This window comes from Actinomadura sp. NPDC049382, from assembly GCF_040677125.1.
In the GTDB taxonomy this organism is placed as follows: Bacteria; Actinomycetota; Actinomycetes; order Streptosporangiales; family Streptosporangiaceae; genus Spirillospora; species Spirillospora geliboluensis.
This window is the reverse complement of record NZ_JBFARO010000064.1, coordinates 1-24,577: the sequence shown is the minus strand read 5'-3', so window position 1 is coordinate 24,577 and position 24,577 is coordinate 1. Positions and strand designations below refer to the sequence as shown.

Sequence of the window (24,577 nt, the reverse complement as noted above, 5' to 3'; positions counted from 1 at the left end):
CTGCGCTGCATGACCGATACGCCGTCCATGAACGGTCCCCCGTCCGGCGGCGCGTCCGGTGACGGGACGCGGCGGGTCGCGCTCGTCACCGGCGCGGCGGGCGGGCTGGGCCGCGAGTTCGCGGTCGCCCTCGCCGCGCGCGGGCACCGGATCGCGGGCCTCGACCTCGCCGACATGTCGGGCACCGGGGAGCTGGTCGGCGACGCCTTCCTTCCCGTGCGGGCGGACGTCACCGACCCCGAGGAGGTCGAGGCGGCCGTGCAGGAGACCGCGGCCCGGTTCGGCGGCCTGCACATCGTCGTGAACAACGCGGGGATCTACCCGCCGCTGGAGTTCGAGGACACCACGCTGGAGGACTGGCGCCGGATCATGCGGGTGAACCTGGACGGCCCGTTCCTGGTGTCGCGCGCCGCGCTCCCCCACCTGAAGGCCGCCGGCTGGGGGCGGATCGTGAACATCGCGTCGGCCGTGGTGTTCCTCGGCCCGCCGGACCTGGTCGCCTACACCACGTCCAAGGCCGGGCTCGTCGGGTTCACCCGGGCGCTGGCGAGCGCGGTCGGCGCCCACGGGATCACGGTGAACGCGATCGCGCCCGGCCTCACCCGGACGGCGACCGCCGCCCGCACCACCGGCGCGGACGGCGGGTTCGAGCGGGTCCGCGACCTGCAGGTCGTCCGGGCCGTGGCGGAGCCCCGGGACCTGGTGTCCACGCTGCTGTACGTGTGCGGCGAGGGCAGCGGCTTCCTCACCGGGCAGACGATCAACGTCGACGGCGGGTCCGCCATGCACTGAACCTCTGGACGTCGAAGCGAAGGGCAGGACATGAGGCCGATCGAGGCGCTGCTGGAGATCGCCCGCGACGAGGGCGTGGCGCGGATCTTCGGCAACCCCGGCACGACCGAGCTCCCCCTCATGGACGCGCTGGCGGAGGCCCCCGGCCCGCGCTACGTGCTGGGCCTGCAGGAGGCGTCGGTGGTGGCGATGGCGGACGGGTACGCGCGCGCCTCGCGGCGGACGTCCCTGGTCAGCCTGCACGTGGCGGCGGGCGTCGCCAACGGGCTGATCGGGATGCTGAACGCGCTGCGCTCCCGGACGCCGATGGTGGTCGTGGCGGGCCAGCAGGACCGGCGGCACCTCGTCCAGGACCCGATGCTGTCGGGCGACCTGGTCGGGCTGGCGTCGGCGGCGGTGAAGCGGGCGGTCGAGGTGCAGCACGCCCGCGACCTGCCGATCGTGCTGCGCCGCGCGTTCGCGCTGGCGGCGCGTCCCCCGGCGGGCCCGGTGCTGGTGTCGGTGCCCATGGACCTGCTGGCCGAGGACGCCGACGTCGCGGTGCCGGCGCGGTCCCCGGTGACGGGCCCGGGCCCGGCCGAGGCCGGGGAGGCGGCGGCGCTGCTGGCGGGCGCGGACCGGCCCGTGGTGATCGCCGGGGACGGCGTGGGGCGGGCGGGCGCGGTCGCCGAGCTGGTGGCGGTGGCCGAGCGGCTCGGCGCGGCCGTCCACCACCAGCCGATGAACGACGGGATCGACTTCCCCACCGGGCATCCGCTGTACGCGGGGATGCTCGCGCCGCGCAACGCGGCCGTCCGGGAGGTGCTCGCCCGGCACGACGCGGCGCTCATCGCGGGCTGCCACGCGTTCATGCCGCACCACTACACGCCCGGCCCCGCCGTCCCGGACGGCCTGGCGATCGTGCAGGTGGACGAGGATCCCGCCGAGATCGGACGCAACTTCGCCGTCCGGCACGGGCTGACCGGCGACCTGGCCGGGACGCTGCGGGCGCTGGCCGACCACCTGGACGGGCGCGTCCCGGCGGCGCGGGAGCGCACCGAGCGGCTCGGGGCCGCGCACGCGCGCGCCCGCGAGGCGGCCGACGCCGCCGCGCGGGCCGCCTACGGGCCCGCCCCGCTGGATCCGCGGGCCGCCGCGCACGCCGTCGCGGCGGGCCTGCCGGACGGGGCGGTGGTGGTCGAGGAGGCGATCACCGCCGGCCTGCTGCTGCGGGCGGCGCTGCGGCAGGACCTGCCCGGCTCGTACGTCCACACGGTCGGCGGCGGGCTCGGCTGGGGCATCGGCGCGGCGATCGGCACCCGGATGGCGGACCCGGACCGCCCGGTGGTCGCGGTCCTCGGTGACGGGTGCGCCGTGTTCGGCGTCCAGGGCCTGTGGAGCGCGGCCCGGTACGCGGTCCCGGTCGCGTTCGTGGTGATGAACAACGGCGAGTACCGGACGCTCAAGGACACCCTGGACGAAGGCGGCGGCCCGTCCGCGAGGCACGGCCGCTACGTCGGCATGGACCTCGGTCCCCCGTCGATCGACTGGCGGAGCGCGGCCGGGGCCTTCGGCGTCGACGCGGTCCGCGCGGGCTCGGCGGACGAGCTGCGGGACGCGGTCGCCGGCGTCAAGGACCTGGCCGCTCCCCTGCTCATCGAGGCCCCGATCACCGGGCACGCCGCGGGTCGCCGGGCCGATCGCGGGACGGGCCGGTGACGGGGGCCGTGATCCCGCTGCCGGCCCTTGCCGGTCGGCGCGAGTCCGGACACGATCGGGAGATGGACGCTCTTGCCGCGGGCGCGGAGCCGCCGAGGTCGGTGATGGCCCGCGGGCTCAGCCTGCTGGACGCCTTCGGCTCCGCCGACACCGAGCTGACCCTCACCGAGCTCGCCGCCCGCACCGGGCTGCCGAAGCCGACCGCGCACCGCCTCCTCGGCGAGCTGGTGCGCTGGGGCGGCGTCGAGCGGACGGACGCGGGCTACCGGCTGAGCATGCGGCTGTTCGTGCTGGGCCAGCGCGCGCCCCGGCCCCGGGGCCTGCGCGAGGCGGCGCTCCCCTACCTGGAGGACCTGTACGAGGCGACGCACGAGAACATCCACCTGGCCGTCCTGGACGGGACGGACACGCTGTTCCTGGAGAAGGTCAGCGGGCGGCGGTCGATGCCGATCGTGTCGCGGGTGGGCGGGCGCCTGCCCGCCTACTGCACGGCCACCGGGAAGCTGTTCCTCGCGCTCGGGCGGCCCGATCGGCTGGAGGACGTCCTCGCGGCCGGCCTCGCCCGCCACACGCCGCACACGATCGTCATGCCGGGCCTGCTGCGGCGGGAGCTGGCGCGGACCGCCGACCGCGGCTACGCGGTCAACCGCGAGGAGTCGGAGGCCGGGGTGTCCGCGGTGGCCGCGCCGATCCTCGACCGGCGGCGCCGCGCCATCGCCGCGATCTCCATCACCGGGCACGTGTGCCGGCTGGACCTGGACCGGCTCGCGCCGGCCGTCCGCACGGCGGCGCGGGCGCTGTCGAGGGAGCTGGCGCGGGAGGGCCCCGGAGAGCTGAAAACGGGGACTCCCCGGTGATCTCGCGATACCGGGGAATCCCCGTCTTCCATGCACCGGCAGCCCTGTGCCGGGTCTATGTGAGGCCGGACGGACGGAAGTGAGCGGGCTCACATCGCCGCCACGGGCCTTCTTCTTGTGTCAGCCGCTTCACCGGGTCACCGGTGATGTGGCCTCGGTTCCTTCGGGTCAGGAGCCGAAGGGACGCGGGGCGCCCTTCTTCCCGGCGCCGTGGCCCCAGGACAGGACCTCCCACTTGACGCCCTTCAGGTGGCCCTCACCCGTGCCGGAGTTGTACTTGCTCTTCGGCTTCCCGCCGTCCAGCAGGTAGCGGAAGGTGTAGGTGTCGAGGTCGAGCATGACGCCCCGGTGCGAGGGCTTGCCCGGCCCGCGGTCGCCGACGAAGCCGGTGACGCTGCGGCCCTTGTAGCTGACCTTGACCTTGGTGTGGAGGGGCCAGCTCGGGCTGGCGAACAGGCCCTTCTGCATCGGCTTGCCGCCGGCCGGGGCGCCGGTGTCGCCGTTGACGCCCGACCCGTCGTCCCAGAAGTAGGACGCGGTGGTCTTGCCGCTCAGCAGCGACTTGGAGCCGGTCTTCTCGCGCTTGGCGTCCGGCTTGGCCGCGGCCTTGGAACCGGTCTTGGAACCGGCATCGGGGGTGGCCTTGGCCTCGCCCTTCTCAGCGGCGTCGAAGGTCTTCTTGGGGGCGGTCTTGTGCTCCTGCGAGGCCACGGCCTGCTGCGACAGGAACTGCTTGTCCGGAGCGGAGTCATCGCTGGCCGCTGCGACGCCGGCCACCAGCATGCCCGCGAGGGCGGTGCCGGTCACGCCGGTCAGGACGACATTGATCGCTCGCTGCTGCATTGATTTCCTTCGTTCGGGGTACAGGGCTGCCGCTCCGCGCCGGGGCGCTCCGCCGGGTGGCGTCGCGCCGGATTCCGGGCAGGGGGAAGCGGCTCCGAGACTCGGGACTCGGGAGGTGCCGCCGCGGTGAAGGACCCGCTTGGAACGATCCACGGGCATGGTGGACCGCGCCCGCACTCAGGTGCGCACGACCGTTCTCGGGCATGCGTGAACACGGGCTTGGTTCAAACGGAAGGAACGCCGGGCCGGGGGCTCATGGGCGCATCCCGGATACGCGCGGCCGGTGCATGGGACGACCGCGGTTCGGCGCGATGATTCCCGCCTGGCGGGCGGGAGGCGACGGCTATGCGATTGGCCAGGTCAAGGGTTCTTTGACCCGACCTGCGGTTGACTATATACGGCATTACCGTACTTTCGCCAAACCGCCGTTTTCTTTACCTTTGCCCAGGTAGATCGTTTTCCCGGGGACTGGACCGGAGCCCCTTTGGCATCGGGCTTCCGGGTCGTCCGCCCCGCAAAGAACGATCTCTATGGTCCCCGATCACGGCCGGCGCGAGCGCGCCGTACCGCCTCAGAGACCGGGCAGAGGGCCGAGGAGAACGCTGTAGCGGACTGCCACAGCATCACCGCGACACCCTAAAGAACACACCCACTACAACGGGCATTCCAACCATCCCCCCAGAGCAGGTAAAGCCTGGGTTTGGGCGGCCCGGAGGGCCTACAGGGCCGGGCCTCCGCGCGCATACACGGCTCCCTGGAGGCCCTCAGGGGGGCGACGACAGCGGCCCGGTCAAGCCCTGGCTCGGCGCATGACAAACGCCGCGGGGCGAGCCCGCGGCGTCGAAGGGTCCGGCTGGATCAGTGCGTCGGGTAGACCGTCGGCACGAGCGGCGTCGGCCCGGTGCCACCGGTGAAGAGCGGAGCCCCCGGCTGCGGCGGGACGAACGGCCCCTCCGTGTAGACCGGCTCGGGGTACGCGGGCTCCGGGTATGCGGGCTCGGGGTACCCGGGCTGCGGGTACGCGGTGCCCGTGTAGGGGGCGCCCTGGTAGGCGGATTCGCCGTAGGGGTCGGCTGCGGCCACGATGGGTCCCTGCGCCGCCGGCACGGCCTGGGCCGGAGGTGGCGGTACATGGGAGCCGTCGGCGCGGCGCGGCTCGGGCCCTGGGAGGCCCTGCTGCCCCGCACGGCGCTCGGCCAGCAGGGCCATGAGCGCGTGGGCGGTCTCCGCGTCCATCCTCAGCAGGACGCTCGGCATCCCGGACTGGTCGACGAACGGGGAGACCGAGGGGGCGGCCGGCAGCTGCGGAAGCGCGGCCCGCATCTCCTCGCGGAGATCCTGGGCCAGCCGCAGCGCCTGTCGGTCACTGTCGCTCAAGTGTGCGTTCATCGCGATCTCCGGGGAGTTCACGTGCGGGGGTCCGGGATCATCCTGCTAGGGATGGCGTGCAGGTGCAAGGGCTGATGCACGTGCATTTCAAGAAATATCCCCCCGTAACCCCGGCCCCTGTCGATCGTTCCAACGCCCCTCCATCCCGCGCCCGCCGGGCGTCGATACCGGGTCTGACCAGCACGGATCTGCGGGGCCGGCCGCCCTCCCGGACGAGATGTGAGCACACCGCCTGTACGGTGCGTGCCTCCACGGCCACGTAGACGAATCCCGGTTCGGCCGGCCGGTCGAGGTCGCGGACGGCCCCGCTGACTCAGGTCCGGGAGGAGGTGATGTCCGCCACGCGCACCCATTGCCGGGCGCCCAGTCGAGGCCGGGCACACCGTCGGCCCGGATCCACCCCATGTGACCGGGCGCGGGCCGGGCCGGTGCGGGCGGGCTCGGGATCCCGGCATGCTGGACGGGTGACGGAGACACTGAGCATCCGGGCCCTGAACCGGGCGACGCTGGCGCGGCAGATGCTGCTCGCACGGGAGGCGATCCCGGTCACCGAGGCGGTGGCGCGGCTGGGCGGCATGCAGGCGCAGGAGCCCAAGCCGCCTTTCCTGGGGCTATGGACACGGCTGGACGGTTTCCGAGCGTCCGATCTGCATGCGGCCTTGCAGGACCGTACGCTCGTCCGGGCCACCATGATGCGGGCCACACTGCATCTGGTTACAGGCGCCGACTACAGGGCGTTCCGTACGACCCTGCAGCCGATGCTGGACGGCGCCCTGCGCGTTCTGGGCGACCGTGCCAAAGGGCTGGACCTGGAGGAGGTCGTGCCCGCCGCGGGTGCGCTCCTCTCGGACGGGCCGCGCACCTTCAACGAGGTCCGCGCACTGCTCCAGGAGCAGTTCCCGGACGTCAACGACCGCGCCCTGGGCTACGCCGTCCGGTTGTGCGTGCCGCTGGTGATGGTCCCCACACAGGACAGGTGGGGCTTCCCGCGTACGGCGCAGTTCACACTCGCCGGCGGCTGGCTGGGAAGCGAGCCGTCCGCCGAGACGGCGCTCGACGAGTTGATGCTCCGGTACCTGGCGGCTTTCGGGCCTGCCTCCGCCGCCGACGCCCAGGCGTGGTCCGGCCTGGCGTCCGCCGGGGAGGCCCTTGAGCGCCTGCGGCCCGGCCTCCGGGTCTTCGCCGACGACAAGGGCCGGGAGCTGTTCGACCTGCCGGACGCGCCGCGCCCCGGAGAGGACGTCCCGGCGCCGGCGCGGTTCCTGCCCGAGTTCGACAGCCTCGTCCTGGCGCACGCCGACCGCAGGCGCGTGATCTCCGACACCGACAGGCCCATGCTCACCACCAAGAATCTGCGCGTCCGCGCGGTCTTCCTCTGGGACGGGTTCGCTCGCGGCATCTGGGATACCGAATACAAGCGCAAGGTCGCCACCCTGACGTTGCGGCCGTTCGAACGCCTCCCGAAGGCGGCCGTCAAGGCGCTGACCACCGAAGGGGAGGCGCTGCTGCGCTTCCTGGAGCCCGACGCCAAGGAGACCGTCGTCACCGTCGAGGCATAGGCATAGGCATAGCCACGGGCGCGCGGGGGTCAGGCGATCGTGCGGCCCAGTCCGTCCCAGTAGGGCGCGCGGAGGTCCTTCTTGAGGATCTTGCCGCTGGGGTTGCGCGGCAGCGCGTCCACGAAGTCGACCGAGCGCGGGCGCTTGAAGCCCGCGAGCCGCTCGCGCGCGTAGGCGAGCACCTCGTCCGCGGTCAGTTCGGCGCCCGGCGCGAGCACGACGACGGCCTTGACGGTCTCGCCCCAGCGCTCGTCCGGCACGCCGATGACCGCCACGTCCGCGATGGCGGGATGGGCGGCGAGGACCTCCTCGACCTCGATCGGGTACACGTTCTCCGCGCCGGTGACGATCATGTCCTTGATGCGGTCGGTGAGGAACAGGTAGCCCTCGGCGTCGACGTGGCCGGCGTCGCCCGTGCGGAGCCAGCCGTCCCCGGCCAGCAGCCGGGCGGTCTCCTCCGGGCGGTTCCAGTACCCGGGCGTGTTCTGCGGGGAGCGCGTCAGCACCTCGCCGACCTCGCCGGGCGCGCGCTCGGTGTCCCCGCCCGGCTCGACGATCTTCACCTCGACCCAGTCGTAGGGGCGTCCGGCCGAGCGCATCAGGTGCGCGCGGGGGCCCTCGGGGTCGTGGTCCTCGGGGTCGAGCTGGACGATCGCGCCGGTCGTCTCCGTCATGCCGTACAGCTGGAACAGCGGCGCCTTGAACGTGTCCAGGGCGCGGCGCAGCACCTCCGAGGTGATCGGGGACGCGCCGTAGGTGATCGCGCGCAGCGCCGAGTAGTCGCGGCCGGCCGCACCCGGGACCTGGCACATGAACTGCAGGACGGCCGGGACGATGAACGCGTTGGTGATCCGCTCCCGCTCGAACGTGTCGACCAGCGCGGCCGGGTCGATGTCGCGGACGAGCACCTGGCGGCAGCCCGCGTACAGCCCGGCCAGCGCCCAGCCGGAGCCGCCGATGTGGAACAGCGGCATCGGGACGAGGCTCGCCGAGGAGCCGTCCAGCCGCCAGCGGCGGGCCATCCGCTCCCCCACCTCGAAGTTGGCGTTGCTGAGCTGGACGCCCTTCGGGACCCCGGTCGTGCCGGAGGTGTAGAGCTGCACGACGATGTCGTCCGGCTCCCCTGTGAAACCGGGGTCGTCGGCCGGATGCGCCGCCAGCCAGCGCTCGTGCTCGTCGCCGGTGCGGACGACGCGGCCGGGCAGCGCGTCCGCGAGGTCGGCGAACTCGGCGTCCAGCACGGTCACCGGCGCGTCCGCGTCCGCGACGATCGCCGCGATCTCGGCGGGGGTCAGCCGCCAGTTCACCGGGACGGTCACGGCGCCGATCTTGGCCGCGCCGAACAGCAGGTCGAAGAACTCGGGGGCGTTCTTGCCGACGTAGGCGGCGCGCGACCCGGGGCCGAGCCCCGCCGCCCGCAGGGCCTGCGCGGCCCGGCTGGAGCGCTCGTCGAGCTCGGCGTAGCTCACGGTCCGCCCGTCCCCGGTGACGGCGGGCGCCGTCCCGCGCTCGCGGGCGTGGTCTCGGACGATGGACACGACCCGGTACTCCACCCCGGCCCCTTCCGAATCCCATTCGGTTATGTGTTGCCGACCTTATCGATCCGGACGCCGCCCGGGGAACCACTGGTCCGCCGCCACTTGCGGACATGACGCTGTGAGCGTGGACAACTTCGAAAGGTGATCAATCCGATACCAGAACTGATTGAAAGATCCACCAATTGGGCGCAAGCTGTCCCCGACGTCTGGAATGCCCCGCCCGTTCCTTCCGACCGACCGCCGACAGGACACGATCAATGTTCGAGATCTGGGAGACGAGCGAGCCGGCCCGGCTCATCAGCGACGCGGGGAGCCTGAAGGTGGCGCTGGAGAAGGTCGACACGATGTGCCGCCTCCGGCACGACCAGGCCGTGGCGCACGTCGGCGACGCCGGCCGGGGCTACCACTTCGAGATCAGGGATCCCGAGGGCAAGGCCCTGGCACGGCTCAGCTACGTCCCCGACACCTCCCGCGCGTACCAGAGCGTGGTGGTGGAGGAGATGCGCGGCGACAAGCACGGCGGCCCGTAGCCGTCCTCCGGACGGCGAGACCCCGGCGGACGACGCCGGGAACGCTGGAAGACTCCGAATCACGCGGCCCCGGCCCTTGCGGCCGGGGCCGTCGCATTCATGCCCGCACCCTGCCGCCTCCGGCCTCCGCTGGCTTCGGGCTCGCTCCCTTCCGCGAGTCGCGCGCCGGCGGCCGAGCGGGTCCCGGCCGGATGACAGGATGCTGTGTGCCCGTGCAATCGGACCGTAGGAGTGGCGGTGTGGAAGTCGCGGCGGCGGCGCGGTCCCGGATCGCCGGAGTCGTCCTGGGAGCCTGGTCGGGAGTCGGCGGCCGGTGCTGTGGTGGCCGAGGCGGTCACAGCGCTGGCGCGGGGTGATGGCGCGGCGTTCCGAGAGCTCGTAGCCGAACTGGAGCAGGGGCCCGGCACGCCACTGTGGACGCACACCACGGATCGCCACCTGGCCGACCGGCTCCGGCAGTGCGTCACCAGGGCGTGGAGCCGGGGCTGGCAGCCGGCCGACGTGGTCAGGTTCGCCTCCCGCCGGTACACCGCCCTGCACGCGGGGCTCGCGGCGGACGCGATCGCCGGCGAGCTGCGCGCCTACTCCGCCACCACCGTCGACGCCGTCTGGCACGAGCAGCTCGCCTCCCTGGACGCCACCGTCTGGTGGACGGACGACGACGCCCACCCGGCCGAATGGTGCGACCGCGAGGGCGTGGGACGCGCCCGCTACATCGCGACGGCGATCGAGCTCGTCCACCTGCTGGAGACACTGCCGAGACTCCCGCCCCTGGCCCCGCCGCCCGGCTCGGCCTCATCCAGTGCAGGCGCGCCCACACCGGAGACGACGCGGGACGTGGATCAGCGGATGCTCGGCAAGGTCCGTGCGCTGCTCGCCAAGGCGGAGTCGACCGAGTTCCCGGAGGAGGCCGAGGCGCTCAGCGCGCGCGCCCAGGAACTCATCGCGCGGCACAGCATCGACCATGTGCTGCTGGCCGCGGAGACGGGCGACATGGGAGGGCCCGCCGGACGGCGCGTCGCGGTGGACAACCCTTACGAGGCGCCGAAGGCCGTCCTGCTGACGGTCGTGGCCGACGCGAACCGCTGCCGCGCGGTGTGGCATCGGGAGCTGGGGTTCTCCACGGTCCTGGGTTTCCCGGCCGATCTGGCCGCGGTGGAGATGCTGTTCACGTCGCTGCTCGTCCAGGCGACGTCCGCCATGGTGCACGCGGGCCCGCGGCGCGACGCGCGGGGACGCTCACGCACGCGGTCGTTCCGGCACGCCTTCCTCAACGCGTACGCGTCCCGGATCGGGGAGCGCCTCCGCGAGGCCGCGGGCGAGGCCGCGGACCGGGCGGCCGCCGCGGGCGCCGGCGGGAAGGATCTTCTTCCCGTGCTGGCGGCGCGCGACCGGGCCGTCGAGCAGGCCGTCGACACGATGTTCCCGAACCTCGCCCAGGGGCGGGCGGGTTCCGTCTCCAACTACGAGGGCTGGGTGGCCGGGCGCGCCGCCGCGGACCTCGCCAGCCTGAACGGGCGCTCCGAGGTCACCGGAGCGTCTCGCCGTCCTTAGCGCACGGGGTCCCCCCGGGGGGCGAGGGGGACGTCCGTTCATGTGCTGTGCTTTCTTCTCGGCCTATCTGGTCTTGCCTGGTCTCGGGAGCGGGTCAGCCCTTCTTGCGCCGGGTGTTGCCGCCGCGCCCGCGCAGCGGCACTCCCGCCTCCTTCAGCACGTTGTAGATGAATCCGTACGACCGGCCGGTCTCGGCCGCCAGGTCGCGGATGCTCTCACCGGCCGCGTACCGCGGAGCGAGCTCGGCGGCGAGCTGCGTGCGTTCGGCACCGGTGACGCGGGTGCCCCTCGACAGTGTTCGAGCCACGGGGACCTCCTGTTTCCAAGGCTGGGCGGCGGGGCCCGTCCCCGCAGCTCACAGCAGTGTTGATCTCCCCAACGTACACATTCCCCCTGATTACGCCGTCGATGCCGCGCGAATCACCGCGAATTCGGCCGAAGCTGGTCTTATCCGTGGTGAACGGCGTGTCGGATCTAGACAGACGGGTCCGGAACCGCTGGCGGTCGTCCGTTCCGAACGATCACCGCCTGCAGCGGCACCCGGACCGGAACCCGGTCCAGGCCCGGCACGGCCGGTTCCGCGCCCTGGGCCCGCACCGGCCCGGTGGCCTGGGAGGCGGCCTCGCGGAGCGACAGGTCCGAGCGGCGCAGCGGATGCCGCGGCGGCGCGAACGGGAAGAGCGACTCCTCGGCGAGCCCGTCGACCACCAGCAGCTCACCGGGTTCGAGGAGCCGCCAGCCGGGATCGTCGTCCATCGGCTCGCTCGCGATCACGACGGCCGGGACCGGGCCCGGCCCACCGACGGAGGCCCGGCCGGGGCCGCCGTCCGCCGCCCCCGGACCCCCGGCGGGGCGCCCGGGCTCGCTTGCACCGCCCCTGTCAGGCGAGAGCACCCACAGCTCGTTGCTCTCCGGGTAGCGCAGCGCCCACAGGCGGCCGGCCTCGGCGACGAGGAGGTTGAGCGCGAACACGGGCAGCTCCGCGCCGATGCGGCGCACCGCCTCGACGATCCCGGCCGTCGTGTCGCCGCGGCGCCGTATCTCGGCCGTCAGGTAGGCGAACACCAGCTCCGAATCGGTCTCCCCGGCGACGTGTGCGCGCTCGATCTCGGTCAGCCACGTGCGGAGCACGTCCAGCCCCTTCACCACGCCGTTGTGGGCGAACAGCCGGTCGTTCATCACGAAGGGGTGGCAGTTGCGCACGGTCAGCCCGCCCACGGACGCGTCCCGCACGTGCGACACGAAGGTGTGGGACGGGACGTTGCGCGCGTGCAGGTCGAAGTCGGCGTTCTCGAAGGCGGCCAGGGGCGCGCGGTCGCGGACGGGCTCGCCGCCGAGCGAGAACCAGCCGAGGCCCGCGCCGTGCTGCATGCGGTGGCTCTGCGCGCGCAGGCTCCGCGGCGCGTCCAGCAGCCAGTGCGCCGCCCTGACGCGGGGGCCTCCCGTACTCATCCCGAAAAGCCGGCACATGTCGTCACCTCTTGATGATCTTAACTGCGGGTGACGGGGATTTTACCGAACGTCGCGGCCGGCCGCCCGGTGAATCGCCGGTGTCCCGGCCAGGCAAGGCCGGACGTCCGGCAGCGGGAAGACACGGCCGGACCTGCGCGGTTCACTGCCGGTCAACGGACCGACCCACCTGGAGGAAGCCATGCCGGAGGACGCGACCACCGAGTTCTGGAAGAACCTGAAGCCGATCCAGAACTCCCAGAAGCCGGACGCCCTGCCCGAGGTGTACCTGCCGAAGGTCGCCACCGACGACGACCGCTACTACGTACCGTTCACCGAGACCGTCGGCTCGCGCCCGCTCTGGATCAACGTCAAGGACAACTCCTGGGCGGACATCCTGCGCGCCACCAGCGCCGGCCTGGTCAACAGGCACTACCACCCGCACGAGGTGTTCGCGTACACCATCTCCGGCAAGTGGGGCTACCTCGAACGCCCGTGGACGGCGACGGCCGGCGACTTCATCTACGAGGCGCCGGGCGAAGGCCACACTCTCGTCGCCTACGAGAGCGGCGAGCCGATGAAGACGATGTTCATCGTGAAGGGCCCGCTCATCTGGCTGGACGAGAACGGTGACTCGGAGGGGTACTTCGACGTCCACGACTACATCGCGATGTGCCGCGAGCACTACGAGAAGGTCGGCCTGGGCTCGGACTACGTCGACTCACTCTTCCGCTGAGGGACGCTGGCTAGACTCGACCTCCCACCTGCGAGGGAGGTCGAGATGGCCGCTTCCGTGCTGGAGTCGCGTGTATCGACCGAGGACGTCCCGCCGGGCGACCGGGTCTCCTACTGGGAGCGGTACAACGCGCGTGCGCTGGTCGGGCTGACCTGCACCTCCTACGCCGAGGGCGGCCTGCTGGCCCGGCAGGCGAACCTGCGCGTCGGCGGGCTGCGCCTGGCCGACATCCGGGGCAACGAACACGTCATCGAACGGACGCCCGGCATCTGCCGCGACTTCCCCAAGGACTCCGTGTTCGCGAGCCTCGTCCTCAAGGGCGAGGCCGTCTTCTTCCACTCCGGCGGTTGCCTGAAGGTCGGCGCGGGAGACATCGTCCTCTACGACACTTCTCGTCCGTACCTGTTCGGTTTCTCTGCCCCGATGCGGAAGCTCCTCCTGGACGTTCCGCGCGAGATGTTCGCAGAGCACTTCCGCGCGCCGGTCCTGCCCGCCCCGATCACCCTCAACGCCTCACGGCCCACCCCCGCCTCCCGCACGCTGCGGTCGCTTCTGCTGGAGCTGACAACGGGCAAGGGGCCCGGCCACGCCGACGACCTGGCCCTCGAACTCCTCGGCCTGCTCGCCGCCGAGCAAGCCGGTGACCGCCCCGCGTCCCCTACCCGCCTGCTCCACCTCCTCGTGGCCAAGGACTACATCGACCGGCATCTGCACGATTCCGGGCTGAGCGCCCAACGCGTCGCGTCCGCGCTGGGCATCTCCGTCCGCCACCTCAGCCGCGTCTTCGAACCGGAGGGCACGACGCCCGTCCGCTACGTGATGGACCGCCGGCTGACGAGGGCCAGGGCGGACCTTGCCGACCCGGCATCGGCCGCGGCGACCGTCGCGGAGATCGCCCACCGCCATGGCTTCGCTAGCCAGGCCCACTTCACACGGGTCTTCCGCGAGCGCTTCGGCACCACCCCCGGCGCGATCCGGCCGCGCTGACCGGAGAGTTATCCCCAGAACCGGATTCGGGTGCCTCTTCCCGGGACGGGCGCGCAAGCTGGCGATGTCCCCTCCCGGAAGGAGCGGCCCGATGGCCACGATCACGTTCCCGGTGCCCGCCACCACGACCTCGCGGTTCGCCGTCGCCACCGACGGCGTCCCGCATGATCTCCCCGGCATCCTCCGCGAAGCCGCGGCCGGCCCCTTCCACGCCCACATCGCCGGCCGGCTCGGCTCGCCGCAGCTGCAGCTCACCCGGGAGAGCTCCGCCACCCTGCGCTGGGATCCGGGCGAGATCCGGCCGGCCGTCCCGGAGGACCGGCCGGCCGCGCTGACCTTCAACGACGCCTCGGATTTCGCCGTCATCACCGCCTTCGCGCCGATCACCGACCAGCCCCGCGGCGCCCAGGCGGCCCGCGCCGCCGCGTACGCCATCGCCCGGGCCACCGGAGGCATCGTCGCCGATCTCGTCACCGGCCACGTCCTGGCTCCGCCCGCCGCCGAACGAACGCGCTTCGTCCTCGCCGACCGCTGGCTGGGCGACGCCCTGCCGCCGTTCCGCGCCAACGGCCGCTGCACGGCCGCCGACCCCGATCTGGACCCGGAGGGCGTCAACGGGTGCGCCTGCGTCCGCCTGCGCACCCGCGGCCTCCGCCGCTTCGGGCTCCCCGAACTCCAGATCACCGACGTCGCCTGCCCGCACGACCTCGCCGCCCTGAACGTCCTGCGCACCGCGGCGCGCCGCCTCCTGACCGACCACTGGTCCTGGCTCGCCACCGGCCCGGCCGGGCGCGACCGCACGATCCCCGCCGAACTCGACCTCTCCCAGCGCGACTTCAACGACTTCTGGGGAACCACCCGCCGCGTCCCGCTCGCCCCGCCGCCCCCCTTCCAGATCACCCTCACCCCGCTGACCTCACGCCTCCTCACCGTCACCCCACCCGCGACCTTCGACGGCACGATCAACGACTGGCTCTGGGGCGACACACTCCCCCTGGGCATGTACGACATCCTCAAATCCCCCGCAGACCCCCCACAAGCCGCCTGACCCCCACCACAGCCACACGCGCGCCCTCGCGCTTCCACCGACGATGTCGGGGGCGCGAAGTCGCACCAGGGTTCAGTCGGAAGGCATCCACCCACATCCTCCACCTGCCCGAACTCCGCAAAACCGGGTGCCACCCGAGCACCACCGCACCTGAAACGCGCGCCGACCCTTCGCCCCGCAGCCGCAAGACCACATTGCCATCGGGGCGGGCAGTGTGGCCGATCGCAGAAGCGGGCCCCTCCACCACCGACGATCCCGGCCTGGACGTACCACCTGGCAAGCCTCCAAGCCTGGCGAGCGCTGAAGCCTGGGCGAGCCCTGAAGCCCGGCGAGCCACCTGGCGAGCCTCAAAGCCTGGCGAGCCTCAAAGCCTGGCGCCCCTCAAAGCCTGGCGCCCCTCAAAGCCTCGCGCCCCTCAAAGGCTGGACATGCCCCCCAGCGAGCCTTGAAGCCTGGACATGTCACGTAGCGAGCCTTGAAGGCTGGACATGCCAGCTGGCGAGCATCGGCACGTTCGGGTCGTTCATCGGGTTCGGCTTCGCGTTCGGGCAGGTCCTGCCTCCGCGGCGGCGAGCACGGCGGTCATCGCCCTGTCGAACCTTTGACGGACGTCACCTACGCCTGCCTAGGGACGCACGCAGCAATACGGGCACGGCTACGTCGCCGCCGGCGTGCTTCTCGGTATAAACGTGCGGGTCGTCGCGCCGCGCCATCGGTCGCGACATATCAGCCGCCCTTCAAATGGCGAACAAATCACCGCAAAGGGGGCAAATTACCGAGGAGCGTCTCTACGCTTGCGCCTTTCGGGGCCGATAACACCGAGTGAGACTTATAACACCGTGCGGCCACCCATGCATACCAGCCCGTCCACTTCCGGAAGTGTCGGTCAGTGGCACATCATCTGCGGAGCCCGCGTGGAGTCCGCTCGGGGAATGGCCCGGAACACGCGTGCCAGCAGGCTATACCGCCGAGAATTCACGCCTTTCGCTTCACGCCGCCACATCTGCTCGACCACATCGCCCTCTCACTTACATCTAGGACATAACGCACATTTCCTCCACCATCACACCGCAACCCGCCACCCAGGAACCTTCCGTCGAGTGTGAGCAATGTTCAACGCTCCGTAGCCGAATTGACTACGATCGGCATTCTCACGGTGACCGACGCGATCCCCCGGGGCGAAGATGAACCGCTTTCAGGCCCATCCCAGGCTGGCCGACCTGCTCGGCGACTGGCTTCGCTGCACCAGCGGCGTGCTGGGCTGTACCGCGATGGCCGGTGCGATCTCCATGGGAGCCGCCGCGTCCGCCGAGGCCGCCGCGCATCCCGAGCCGGGGGCCCGCAGATCCGCGCCGCCCATCTGCCGTCACACCGTGAGCATGGGCGACTGGCAAAAGTGCAAGGAGGCATGGCGGTCGATGTACGAGAGGTCTCGCAGAGGATCAGGCCGCGGCCGGGACTTCCCTCGCTGGGCGGACCGGCACACCTGGAAGCCCAAGTCCGGGCACAAGCCGCCCTCCCCCGTACCGGTCGAGAGGCCGACGCCCCGCGCCACCCGGCCGGATCCCCCGCGCGGCGAATCCCCCGACCCCGACCGGAGGTTCCCGTCTCCCGTGGTCTCCTCCCCCGAGCCGACGCGCATACAAGACCAGGCGGACGAGGTGGATTCACGTCCCCCTTCCCTACAGCCCGTACTGCTGCTGAGCCTGCTCATCCCCGCCGCGGCCGCGATCTGCTACCCCTTCCGGCATCGGCTCTACGCCGTCGCCGCAGCAGGTCTGCCCGCCCTCGGCCTCCCCGAGGAAGAGCCGGCCCCGGCCCACTTCGACTACCGCCCCGGCCTCGACCCGTTCGCCGCCCCGGCCATCGGCCTGACCGGCCCGGGCGCGGTCTCGACCGCGCGAGTCCTCGCCCTGGCCGCGCTCGACGAGCACGGCGACGACTCCCTGGTCGTGATCCCACGCCCCGACGCGACCATCCTTTTCGGGCTGGCCGAAGACGAACTGCTCGACGACGACACGGCCGGGCTCTTCATCCCGGGCAATCTCGACGCCGCCCTCGCCTACCTGGAAACCGAACTCGCCATCCGGCAGAACACCGGAGTGACGAAGGCACGCCGGCTCCTCCTGGTGGCCGACTGCACCCAGGAACCCGACCGGATCAAAGCGCTCCTCGCCCGGCATCCCGGCGGCGCCTCAGCGATCCTCGTCGGCCCCTGGACGGGCGAGCGGGCCACCATCGACGACACCGGGCTGGTCACCGCCCCGGCGAGCCTGGCCTCCAGCCTGCCCGGCCACGTTCCGGCGCTGTCCCGCACCGAGGCCCGCGACCGCCTCCTCGCCGCCCTGGCACGCCACAAGAAGCCGGGAAAGCCCTCCCCCAAACGACGCTCCTCCTCCCGTCGCCCCTGACCATGACCGTCCCCAAGACCGTCACACCGCCCACCCTTGGACACAACCGCCCGCCCCAAGGCACTGACAGAGGCACCCTCCATGACGCCGGGATCGCCGCCGGTCAGGAGGCGGCCTGCTCGTGGCCTGCGAGTTCGGCTCTGACCGTGCCGAGGCTTCGCAGCGCCCGGCTCAGGAGCGCGATGTCCGGTGGCTGTTCGGCGTCGCCGTCCACGTAGGCGAAGCAACGCAGCATCCAGCCGCGCACCACGTCCTCGACATGGGCCTCGGACTCGCGCTTCTTGACGAGGGTCAGGTGCCGTTTCTCCTCGGCGATCTCGCGTGCCAGACCGTCGTCCGCCCTCAACGCCTGAATGTCGGAGAGGGCGTACCGGCCGAGCCGGTCGGTCGTGAGTCCGCGTTCGCTCGCGACGCGGTCGAACGTCCGGCGGGGCCAGTCGAGTATGGACATCGCGCCGCCCACGTCGACAGAGTCCATGAGCGGCCCCTTCCTCGTCGAGACGACGGCACGGACGGTCTCCGGGTCGAGCCGGTCCAGGTCGCGCATGAGGTACACCGGGTACCCGCGGAACGTGCTGACGACGTCGAGGGCGCCCTGGGCGACCAGCACCTCGACGTCCCGCCGTTCCACGTCGAGGCCCACCCTGGCGGCCAGGCGGGCCGCCGCGCGCGCGGAGCCGATCGGCGGTTCATCGCCGAACCTGGCGATGACCTCCTTGCCGGCCTCCGCGGCGCTCTCGGCCAGGTCGGCGGACCACCGGCCACCGTCCAGGTCGGGCGCGGGGAGGACGCCGTGCTCCAGGCCCACACGCAACTGCCACCGGGTGAGCCCCAGATGACCGGCGAACTGGTGGGCGCCGTACTGTGTGCGGTCGATCTGCGCGGCCATTGCCATGCCTTTCGTCGCGGGTTCGACATTGACGCCACTCAGCCTCGCGGACGAGAACTTCCGAGAGCTACGGAACGCGATTCTGTGGACAATCCATAGATGCATAGCGGATTAATCGGATAACTCGGGCGATCGACCCGGTCTTCAGGAGAGAGCGCGGCATGCGAGGCTGGATCCATGGAGCGCTTGGGAATCGGGCTCGCGGCCTTGGGGCGGCCCGCTTACATCAACGTGGGCCGGGCCGATGAACTGCCGCCCGAGCGGAGCGTAAACCTGATGCGCGACGCGACCTGGGACGTCCTCGACACCGCCTACGCGGCCGGTATCCGGTGGGTGGACACGGCACGTTCGTACGGCAGGGCGGAGGAGTTCCTCGGGGGCTGGCTCAGCGCGCGCGGTGCTGACGATGTGACCGTATCCAGCAAGTGGGGCTACACCTACGTCGGCGACTGGAAGACCGACGCTGCGGTGCACGAGGTCAAAGAGCATTCTCTTGGCCGCTACCGCGCCCAGTACAGGGAGACTCGCGAACTGCTGGACGGGCACCTGTCCGTCTACCAGGTCCACTCTCTGACCGAGGAGAGCCCACTGTTCCAGGACGTCCGCCTACAGGAGGCTCTGGCTGAACTGAGCGCCGAGGGCATCCGCGTCGGTTTCTCCACGTCGGGCCCGCGGCAGGCCGACACGATCCGCCGAGCCATGGCGCTGGACGTCTCGGGTCAGCGACTCTTCACCTCCGTCCAGTCGACCTGGAACGTCCTGGAGACGTCGGCCGAGGACGCTCTGCGCGACGCACACGACGCAGGGCTGCATGTTCTACTCAAGGAAGTGCTGGCCAATGGGAGGCTCGCCGTACAGCCACCCGCTGCCGTGCTGTCCGTCGCGTCCAAGAACAACGTGCGGCCGGACGCAGTGGCGCTGGCGGCGGCGCTCAGCCGTCCTTGGGCCGGCACAGTCCTGATCGGTGCGGTCAGCCCGGCCCAACTCGAGTCGAACCTTGCGGCGTCGACGCTGTCCCTAGACGAGGACGAGTTGCGGGTACTGGCGGACCTGCGCGTTCCACCGGAGCGCTACTGGGCCGAACGGAGCGCGCTGCCCTGGACTTGAGCGCCGCGCGCTGCCGGGCGAGTGTCCGCCCATGGCACGATTAGGCGCGGCCCACCATGATCGGATCCTCCCCTTGTCCATGCAGTCAGAACTTCCAGATGTGATCGGCCCGTACCGTGTGGTCGCCCGGCTCGGTGCCGGTGGGATGGGCGAGGTGTTCCTCGGTGCGTCACCCAGCAGGCGCCTCGTCGCCGTGAAGGTGATCCGCCCGGAGCTGCTGGACGATCCGCGGTGGCGGGAGCGGTTCCGCCGTGAGGTGACGTCCGCGCGGTCGGTCAGCGGCTTCTACACCGCACCCGTCGTCGACGCCGACCCGGATGCGGACCGGCCGTGGCTGGCGACCCAGTACATCCGCGGGGTGAGCCTCGCCAGGGTGGTCCGGGAGAAGGGTCCCCTTCGCGAGCGGGCCGCGTGCCGGCTGGGGGCGGGGCTCGCCGAGGCGCTGATCGCGATCCATCGTGCGGGCATCGTGCACAGGGACCTGAAGCCGTCGAACGTCCTGCTGGCGTCCGATGGGCCGAGGGTCATCGACTTCGGTATCGCGAGGCCGCTGGACGCACTGCCACTGTCCCGCACTGAGATCCTCGGGACACCCGCTTACATGTCGCCGGAGCAGGCCCTCGGCGACCCCGTCCACCCGGAGAGCGACGTGTTCTCCCTCGGCTCGACGCTCGTGTTCGCGGCCACGGGAGCCGCCCCCTTCGGCGGCGGCCACAAGGTCCGCGGGCGCATCGTGCACGGCGAACCGGACCTCACCCGTCTGCCCGCACCCATGCTCGGGCTCGTGAACCGCTGCCTGTGCAAGGACCCTGGGGAACGTCCCACACCAGAGCAAATCCTCGTCGCACTGTCCACGCTGCTGGACGCGCACTATGGCGAGGAGTGGCCGCCCGTGGACGTCGAACAGCTCATCGGCGTGCAGGAGCGAACCCTGATCGACATCACCGCCGAGTTGCCCACGCTCAAGGAGTAGCAGGACGCCCTGTTACGGCAAGCCCTGCGCGAGTGCGTCCCAGAAGGCGGTCTCGTAGGCGTGCAGGAGGCGGGCCGCACGAGCGGCCTCGACCGGGTCGTCACCGGCCGCCAGCCCTGACGCGATCACGTCCAGGGCCTGCTCCTCGAAACCGGGCGGGGATTCGGCGAAGAAGTGGAAGAAACCGACCGCGTCCCCGGAGAGGCCGTACCGCGTCTGGAGGGCCCGCGCGGTGCGCGCACAGTACGAGCCCCACTCCTCAAGGTTGGCCAGCATGGCCAAGGCGACCTCGCTGGCCGTCCCGAACGCCGCCTTCTGCGCGAGAAAGGCCGGGTACGCCTGCGCCATGGGTTTCGGCTCGTACGCCATGAGATTCTTCTCACTCTGCCCGAGCGCGGCGGCGAACTCCCGGAGCAGCCCCAGGGCCTGCGCCTCGCCCTGGGCGAGCCCCAGGAACAGCTCACCGGACGACGAATCCGGAAACCGCGCCGCCAGCAGGGCGAAACTCCGCCGATCGCTACTAACGATCCGATACTCCTCGCCTGCCAGCCAGACCAGGCGATCTCGGGGCATCTCACCCGTCTCCAGCATGTCGACGAAACGGTTCGCGCGCGCCCCGGCCGCGAGCTCCGCGCGAGTGCGCGCGACGAGTTCCGCGGTCCCGTGATCGGTCATGGCTCCACCGGAACACCCGAGCCGCGCCTCCGTCAACCGGGACGGGCCGGATTAGCGTTGGTGATCACGTGGATACGATGAAGAGAAGAACGTCTACGCAGGTGTGGACCCAGTTGGGAGTGAGCGAGTATGTCGGACTTCGAGCTCGACCACGCGGGCGGCCGGATGCCTCTGGAGGTCGCCGAGGCGACCGAAGGGCCGTCAGGGCTGGTCGTGGGCAGCCTCCTGAAGGAGACGGGGCATGTCACGCTCGATCCCGGCTTCACCAACACCGCGTCCACCACGTCGGCGATCACCTACATCGACGGCGAGGCGGGGATCCTCCGCTACCGGGGCTACCCCATTGAGGAACTGGCGGAGAAGTCGTCCTTCCTCGAGGTGGCCTACCTGCTGATCTACGGCGAACTCCCGACGACCGACCAGCTCGACACGTTCACCGACAAGGTGCGCAACCACACGCTGCTGGACGAGAAGTTCCGCGCGTTCTTCTCCGCCTTCCCGCGCCGCGCCCACCCCATGGCCGTGCTGTCGTCCGCGGTCAGCGCCCTGTCGACGTTCTACCAGGACAGCCTCGACCCGTTCGACCCCGAGCAGGTCGACCAGTCGAGCATCCGGCTCATCGCCAAGCTGCCCACCATCGCGGCCTACGCCTACAAGACGTCCAACGGGCAGCCCCTGCTGTACCCGGACAACTCCATGGGCTATGTGGAGAACTTCCTCCGCATGATGTTCGGCCTGCCCACGCAGGCCTACGACGTCGACCCCGAGATCGCGCGCGTGCTCGACATGCTGTTCGTCCTGCACGCCGACCACGAGCAGAACTGCTCGACCTCGACCGTGCGGCTGGTGGGCTCCAGCCAGGCGAACCTGTTCTCGTCGGTGTCGGCGGGCGTGGACGCGCTGTTCGGCCCCCTGCACGGCGGCGCCAACCAGGCCGTCCTCGAAATGCTGGAGCGCATCCACGAGAACGGCGACGACATCGACTCGTTCGTGGCGCGCGTCAAGAACAAGGAGCCCGGCGTCAAGCTGATGGGCTTCGGCCACCGCGTCTACCGCAACTACGACCCGCGCGCCGCGGTCGTGAAGAAGGCCACGGGCAAGGTCCTGGACGCGCTCGGCAAATCCGACCCCCTCCTGGACCTCGCCATGCGCCTCGAAGAGGTCGCCCTGAGCGACGACTACTTCATCGAGCGCAAGCTCTACCCGAACGTGGACTTCTACACGGGCGTCATCTACAAGGCGATGGGCTTCCCCACCAACGCGTTCACCGTCCTTTTCGCGCTCGGCCGGCTGCCCGGCTGGATCGCCCAGTGGCGCGAGATGATGAACGACCCGGCCACGAAGATCGGGCGTCCGCGTCAGGTATACGTGGGCCCGGGCGAGCGCCACTACGTGGCCCCCTCCGACCGCTAACAACTCCCCCCGCACGCTCACCCGGATCGTCCGACCGCCCTAGGCGGCCGGACGATCCGCTTTTCAGGCCCGGTGGGCATCCGGCCCTCTATCCACAGAATCGCGTTCTAGTGAAGGAGCGCGACGGCCTCCTCGAAGCTGGGCAGCGAACGCCGGTCCAGGCCACGAGGAGGCTGCAATGCGCGTCACCATCACGGTTCCCGAAGAGACGACCACCGGCTTCGTCATCGCGGCCGACAGCGACCCCGGCGACATCCCGTCAACCATCCGCCGGCATCTCCCGGTCCCGTTGAGCACGGCGGCGGCAATGCGCCTCGGCACGCCGCACCTCATGATCGCCTGCCATCCCGCCAACGATTCCCCCTGGGATCTGAGCACCGTGGTCGGCGAAGACGAGGACGACGCAGAAAGGCTCCACCACGCCGCACGGCACATCGGCGTCACCTCCGTCCTACCGGTCGGTGACGTGCCGTCCGGCCCTCATGTCGCGCGGGCCACGGCCAGGGCGATCGCGGAATCGCTCTGCGGAGTGCTCGTGGACCTCGCCACCGGCCGGACACTGCCCCTGCCGCGCCTCGGCCGCCCGGACGGCTTCGCCCTCGCCGACGAGTGGCTCGGCACCGGCCTGCCGCCCTACCGGAACTCCGGCCGCTGCACCGCCGACGAGGACGACATCGACGGCTGCGCCTGCGTCGCCCTCCACACCACCGGGCTGCACCGCTTCGGCGTCCCCGAACTGGAGATCACAGAGGTGGCATGCCCGCACGACCTGGCCGCGCTGAACCTCCTCCGCACAACCGCACAACGGCTGCTCCCCCTAGGGCGGCACCCAGGCGACCACACACTGCCGAATGAACTCATCCTGACGAGCGCGGACTTCTCCGCATTCTGGGGCAACCAAGACCCGATGTGGGACGACGGCCCCATCGCAGTGCAGCTGGCCGAAGCCGCACCCAACCGGCTGAGCATCCGCCCGCCCAGAAGCTTCCCGGGCACGCTCAACGAATGGCTCTGGGACGAACTCCCACCCGTCCTGCACGAAGTCCTGACCTGCGAACCCGACCGCACACCCACACCGAACTGACCACCGGACTCCGGCCCCCAACGCCGAAGGTCGGCAGAGCGACTCGCCCGTGCCGACGGATCAGTCGCGGGGCGGCGGATTGGCTAGCGTCGTGCGGCATGGACGATGTTGAAGCGCCCGGGGCGTTGGAGACCGTGCTGGCCGACGTCAGAAGCGAACGTCATGCCCAGGACCGCATGTGGGGAGTCCAAGAGTTCCCTGATGGGAGCGGCCCCGAGTTCAGCGACGAGGCGGAGCGGGCAAAGCGGGAATGCGCCGCCGCGTGGACGAAAGGGGAACTGACGTGGCGGCACATCCTGGCCGAGGAATTCTTCGAGGCTCTCGCCGAATCGGATCCGGCCGCTCTCCGAAATGAGTTGGTGCAGACCGCCGCCGTCGCCGTCAAATGGGCCCAGTCCCTGGATCGGCGCCACGGCGCGGTGGTCCATTCGGCCAAGGAAGGAGGTGGATCCCCCGAGAAGCTGGTCCGCGACCGGATACCCGAGATCATCCGGGCGTCCGGCCGGGAGCCGGAGACCCGCGTCGCCGACTCGGGCGAGCACGCCGCACGGCTGCGCGCCAAACTCGTCGAGGAAGTCGGCGAGTACATCGCCAGCGGCGACCCAGGTGAACTCGCCGACGTCCTGGAGGTCGTCCACGCTCTCGCCGCGACCCACGAAATCACACCTGCGGACCTTGAGAGGCAACGTTCGGCCAAGGCGGCCGAACGAGGCGCCTTCAACGACCGGGTGATCCTGCGCCTCCAGACCTGACACTCGCCCCAACCCGGAGCCACGGCCCACGCAGGAAAGTCGTCCCACAAAGGCCCGGGGCCCCAGGCCACTAACAGAAAACCGTTGTCGCCGCAGGCCCGACACGGTGCGACAAGACCTCAAAGCAGCGTCCACGCTGGCAATTGGCGTGGTTCGTCCTATCCCGTGCGTGAGCTTCCCCCGGTTCCACGGACACCCCATCTGAGTTGACCTTGATCAACTTGGGAAGGAAGTGTCTCGTGCCACCACCTCACCCGCCCGAGTTCCGGCGTCGCGCCGTCGAACTGGCCCGG

The 24,577-nt window shown here is 71.2% G+C and carries 22 protein-coding genes; 15 read left to right on the top strand and 7 right to left on the bottom strand.

The window, feature by feature from the left end:
- Nucleotides 1–9: 9 nt before the first annotated feature.
- The 3 genes from AB0K34_RS29455 (at nt 10) to AB0K34_RS29445 (ending at nt 3,347) form a co-directional block, all read left to right on the top strand.
- The gene (locus AB0K34_RS29455) at nt 10–792 is read left to right on the top strand and encodes an SDR family oxidoreductase (protein WP_301176370.1); all 783 of its coding nucleotides are present in this window, start codon (nt 10–12) and stop codon (nt 790–792) included.
- Nucleotides 793–822: 30 nt separating this feature from the next.
- Nucleotides 823–2,490 carry a thiamine pyrophosphate-binding protein gene (locus AB0K34_RS29450; RefSeq protein WP_301176371.1) on the top strand — a complete coding sequence of 556 codons (1,668 nt, stop codon included), beginning with the start codon at nt 823–825 and terminating at the stop codon, nt 2,488–2,490.
- Between the two features lie 62 nt (nt 2,491–2,552).
- Complete coding sequence (locus tag AB0K34_RS29445; protein WP_301176372.1) at nt 2,553–3,347, top strand: IclR family transcriptional regulator; 795 nt, start codon at nt 2,553–2,555, stop codon at nt 3,345–3,347.
- A 168-nt stretch (nt 3,348–3,515) separates the two neighbouring features.
- Here AB0K34_RS29445 and AB0K34_RS29440 read toward each other — a convergent pair whose 3' ends face one another.
- Nucleotides 3,516–4,190 (bottom strand): hypothetical protein, encoded by a 675-nt coding sequence (locus AB0K34_RS29440; RefSeq protein ID WP_138642038.1) that lies wholly within the window; start codon nt 4,188–4,190, stop codon nt 3,516–3,518.
- 858 nt (nt 4,191–5,048) lie between these two features.
- Entirely contained in the window at nt 5,049–5,567 is a 519-nt protein-coding gene (locus tag AB0K34_RS29435; RefSeq protein WP_138642037.1) for a hypothetical protein, read from the bottom strand.
- A gap of 476 nt (nt 5,568–6,043) precedes the next feature.
- On the opposite strand from AB0K34_RS29435, the gene AB0K34_RS29430 reads away from it, so the two are divergent.
- Nucleotides 6,044–7,138, top strand: coding sequence for a winged helix DNA-binding domain-containing protein (locus tag AB0K34_RS29430; RefSeq protein ID WP_301176373.1), 1,095 nt, complete (start codon nt 6,044–6,046; stop codon nt 7,136–7,138).
- A gap of 29 nt (nt 7,139–7,167) precedes the next feature.
- Here the strand turns inward: AB0K34_RS29430 and AB0K34_RS29425 are convergent, their stop codons facing one another.
- On the bottom strand, nt 7,168–8,691 hold the full coding sequence (locus tag AB0K34_RS29425; RefSeq protein ID WP_301176374.1) for a long-chain-fatty-acid--CoA ligase: 1,524 nt from the start codon (nt 8,689–8,691) through the stop codon (nt 7,168–7,170).
- A 242-nt stretch (nt 8,692–8,933) separates the two neighbouring features.
- Here AB0K34_RS29425 and AB0K34_RS29420 point away from each other — a divergent pair, with 242 nt between their 5' ends.
- Complete coding sequence (locus AB0K34_RS29420) at nt 8,934–9,206, top strand: hypothetical protein (RefSeq protein ID WP_138640786.1); 273 nt, start codon at nt 8,934–8,936, stop codon at nt 9,204–9,206.
- A 321-nt stretch (nt 9,207–9,527) separates the two neighbouring features.
- Nucleotides 9,528–10,760: a DUF2786 domain-containing protein gene (locus AB0K34_RS29415; RefSeq protein ID WP_364552187.1), complete on the top strand. Its 1,233-nt coding sequence runs from the start codon at nt 9,528–9,530 to the stop codon at nt 10,758–10,760.
- 94 nt (nt 10,761–10,854) lie between these two features.
- On the opposite strand, the gene AB0K34_RS29410 is transcribed toward AB0K34_RS29415, so the two are convergent.
- Together AB0K34_RS29410 and AB0K34_RS29405 are read right to left on the bottom strand one after the other, a co-directional pair.
- The gene (locus AB0K34_RS29410) at nt 10,855–11,067 is read right to left on the bottom strand and encodes a helix-turn-helix domain-containing protein (RefSeq protein WP_089329011.1); all 213 of its coding nucleotides are present in this window, start codon (nt 11,065–11,067) and stop codon (nt 10,855–10,857) included.
- Between the two features lie 167 nt (nt 11,068–11,234).
- Nucleotides 11,235–12,230, bottom strand: coding sequence for a class II glutamine amidotransferase (locus AB0K34_RS29405; protein WP_301176376.1), 996 nt, complete (start codon nt 12,228–12,230; stop codon nt 11,235–11,237).
- Nucleotides 12,231–12,411: 181 nt separating this feature from the next.
- Here AB0K34_RS29405 and AB0K34_RS29400 point away from each other — a divergent pair, with 181 nt between their 5' ends.
- The 4 genes from AB0K34_RS29400 to AB0K34_RS29385 all read left to right on the top strand — a co-directional run bounded on the left by AB0K34_RS29400 (nt 12,412) and on the right by AB0K34_RS29385 (nt 17,391).
- Nucleotides 12,412–12,945 (top strand): 2,4'-dihydroxyacetophenone dioxygenase family protein, encoded by a 534-nt coding sequence (locus AB0K34_RS29400; RefSeq protein WP_138640789.1) that lies wholly within the window; start codon nt 12,412–12,414, stop codon nt 12,943–12,945.
- 45 nt (nt 12,946–12,990) lie between these two features.
- Complete coding sequence (locus AB0K34_RS29395; protein ID WP_138640790.1) at nt 12,991–13,932, top strand: helix-turn-helix domain-containing protein; 942 nt, start codon at nt 12,991–12,993, stop codon at nt 13,930–13,932.
- A gap of 91 nt (nt 13,933–14,023) precedes the next feature.
- Complete coding sequence (locus AB0K34_RS29390; protein WP_301176377.1) at nt 14,024–14,980, top strand: hypothetical protein; 957 nt, start codon at nt 14,024–14,026, stop codon at nt 14,978–14,980.
- A 1,184-nt stretch (nt 14,981–16,164) separates the two neighbouring features.
- Nucleotides 16,165–17,391, top strand: coding sequence for a hypothetical protein (locus tag AB0K34_RS29385; protein WP_301176378.1), 1,227 nt, complete (start codon nt 16,165–16,167; stop codon nt 17,389–17,391).
- A gap of 103 nt (nt 17,392–17,494) precedes the next feature.
- On the opposite strand, the gene AB0K34_RS29380 is transcribed toward AB0K34_RS29385, so the two are convergent.
- Nucleotides 17,495–18,280 carry a hypothetical protein gene (locus AB0K34_RS29380; protein WP_138641095.1) on the bottom strand — a complete coding sequence of 262 codons (786 nt, stop codon included), beginning with the start codon at nt 18,278–18,280 and terminating at the stop codon, nt 17,495–17,497.
- Nucleotides 18,281–18,457: 177 nt separating this feature from the next.
- Here AB0K34_RS29380 and AB0K34_RS29375 point away from each other — a divergent pair, with 177 nt between their 5' ends.
- Together AB0K34_RS29375 and AB0K34_RS29370 are read left to right on the top strand one after the other, a co-directional pair.
- Nucleotides 18,458–19,387: an aldo/keto reductase gene (locus AB0K34_RS29375; RefSeq protein ID WP_301176379.1), complete on the top strand. Its 930-nt coding sequence runs from the start codon at nt 18,458–18,460 to the stop codon at nt 19,385–19,387.
- A 79-nt stretch (nt 19,388–19,466) separates the two neighbouring features.
- Nucleotides 19,467–20,360 (top strand): serine/threonine-protein kinase, encoded by an 894-nt coding sequence (locus AB0K34_RS29370; RefSeq protein WP_138641098.1) that lies wholly within the window; start codon nt 19,467–19,469, stop codon nt 20,358–20,360.
- Between the two features lie 12 nt (nt 20,361–20,372).
- On the opposite strand, the gene AB0K34_RS29365 is transcribed toward AB0K34_RS29370, so the two are convergent.
- On the bottom strand, nt 20,373–21,035 hold the full coding sequence (locus AB0K34_RS29365) for a hypothetical protein (protein ID WP_301176380.1): 663 nt from the start codon (nt 21,033–21,035) through the stop codon (nt 20,373–20,375).
- A 129-nt stretch (nt 21,036–21,164) separates the two neighbouring features.
- Between AB0K34_RS29365 and AB0K34_RS29360 the strand changes: the two genes are divergently transcribed.
- The 3 genes from AB0K34_RS29360 (at nt 21,165) to AB0K34_RS29350 (ending at nt 24,284) form a co-directional block, all read left to right on the top strand.
- Nucleotides 21,165–22,448 carry a citrate synthase gene (locus AB0K34_RS29360; protein ID WP_138641102.1) on the top strand — a complete coding sequence of 428 codons (1,284 nt, stop codon included), beginning with the start codon at nt 21,165–21,167 and terminating at the stop codon, nt 22,446–22,448.
- Between the two features lie 178 nt (nt 22,449–22,626).
- A complete protein-coding gene (locus tag AB0K34_RS29355) occupies nt 22,627–23,532 on the top strand; it encodes a hypothetical protein (RefSeq protein WP_138641103.1) in 906 nt (301 codons plus the stop codon).
- A gap of 98 nt (nt 23,533–23,630) precedes the next feature.
- Nucleotides 23,631–24,284, top strand: a complete 654-nt coding sequence (locus AB0K34_RS29350) for a nucleoside triphosphate pyrophosphohydrolase (RefSeq protein ID WP_364552182.1) — start codon at nt 23,631–23,633, stop codon at nt 24,282–24,284.
- Nucleotides 24,285–24,577 lie beyond the last annotated feature (293 nt).

What these genes read in the sequence shown, in the direction of transcription:
- AB0K34_RS29455 (WP_301176370.1), top strand. Translation starts at nt 10, where the DNA reads ATGACCGATACGCCGTCCATGAACGGTCCCCCGTCCGGCGGCGCGTCC.
- AB0K34_RS29450 (WP_301176371.1), top strand. Translation starts at nt 823, where the DNA reads ATGAGGCCGATCGAGGCGCTGCTGGAGATCGCCCGCGACGAGGGCGTG.
- AB0K34_RS29445 (WP_301176372.1), top strand. Translation starts at nt 2,553, where the DNA reads ATGGACGCTCTTGCCGCGGGCGCGGAGCCGCCGAGGTCGGTGATGGCC.
- AB0K34_RS29440 (WP_138642038.1), bottom strand. Translation starts at nt 4,190, where the DNA reads ATGCAGCAGCGAGCGATCAATGTCGTCCTGACCGGCGTGACCGGCACC.
- AB0K34_RS29420 (WP_138640786.1), top strand. Translation starts at nt 8,934, where the DNA reads ATGTTCGAGATCTGGGAGACGAGCGAGCCGGCCCGGCTCATCAGCGAC.
- AB0K34_RS29405 (WP_301176376.1), bottom strand. Translation starts at nt 12,230, where the DNA reads ATGTGCCGGCTTTTCGGGATGAGTACGGGAGGCCCCCGCGTCAGGGCG.
- AB0K34_RS29400 (WP_138640789.1), top strand. Translation starts at nt 12,412, where the DNA reads ATGCCGGAGGACGCGACCACCGAGTTCTGGAAGAACCTGAAGCCGATC.
- AB0K34_RS29395 (WP_138640790.1), top strand. Translation starts at nt 12,991, where the DNA reads ATGGCCGCTTCCGTGCTGGAGTCGCGTGTATCGACCGAGGACGTCCCG.
- AB0K34_RS29390 (WP_301176377.1), top strand. Translation starts at nt 14,024, where the DNA reads ATGGCCACGATCACGTTCCCGGTGCCCGCCACCACGACCTCGCGGTTC.
- AB0K34_RS29385 (WP_301176378.1), top strand. Translation starts at nt 16,165, where the DNA reads ATGAACCGCTTTCAGGCCCATCCCAGGCTGGCCGACCTGCTCGGCGAC.
- AB0K34_RS29380 (WP_138641095.1), bottom strand. Translation starts at nt 18,280, where the DNA reads ATGGCCGCGCAGATCGACCGCACACAGTACGGCGCCCACCAGTTCGCC.
- AB0K34_RS29375 (WP_301176379.1), top strand. Translation starts at nt 18,458, where the DNA reads ATGGAGCGCTTGGGAATCGGGCTCGCGGCCTTGGGGCGGCCCGCTTAC.
- AB0K34_RS29370 (WP_138641098.1), top strand. Translation starts at nt 19,467, where the DNA reads ATGCAGTCAGAACTTCCAGATGTGATCGGCCCGTACCGTGTGGTCGCC.
- AB0K34_RS29365 (WP_301176380.1), bottom strand. Translation starts at nt 21,035, where the DNA reads ATGACCGATCACGGGACCGCGGAACTCGTCGCGCGCACTCGCGCGGAG.
- AB0K34_RS29360 (WP_138641102.1), top strand. Translation starts at nt 21,165, where the DNA reads ATGTCGGACTTCGAGCTCGACCACGCGGGCGGCCGGATGCCTCTGGAG.
- AB0K34_RS29355 (WP_138641103.1), top strand. Translation starts at nt 22,627, where the DNA reads ATGCGCGTCACCATCACGGTTCCCGAAGAGACGACCACCGGCTTCGTC.
- AB0K34_RS29350 (WP_364552182.1), top strand. Translation starts at nt 23,631, where the DNA reads ATGGACGATGTTGAAGCGCCCGGGGCGTTGGAGACCGTGCTGGCCGAC.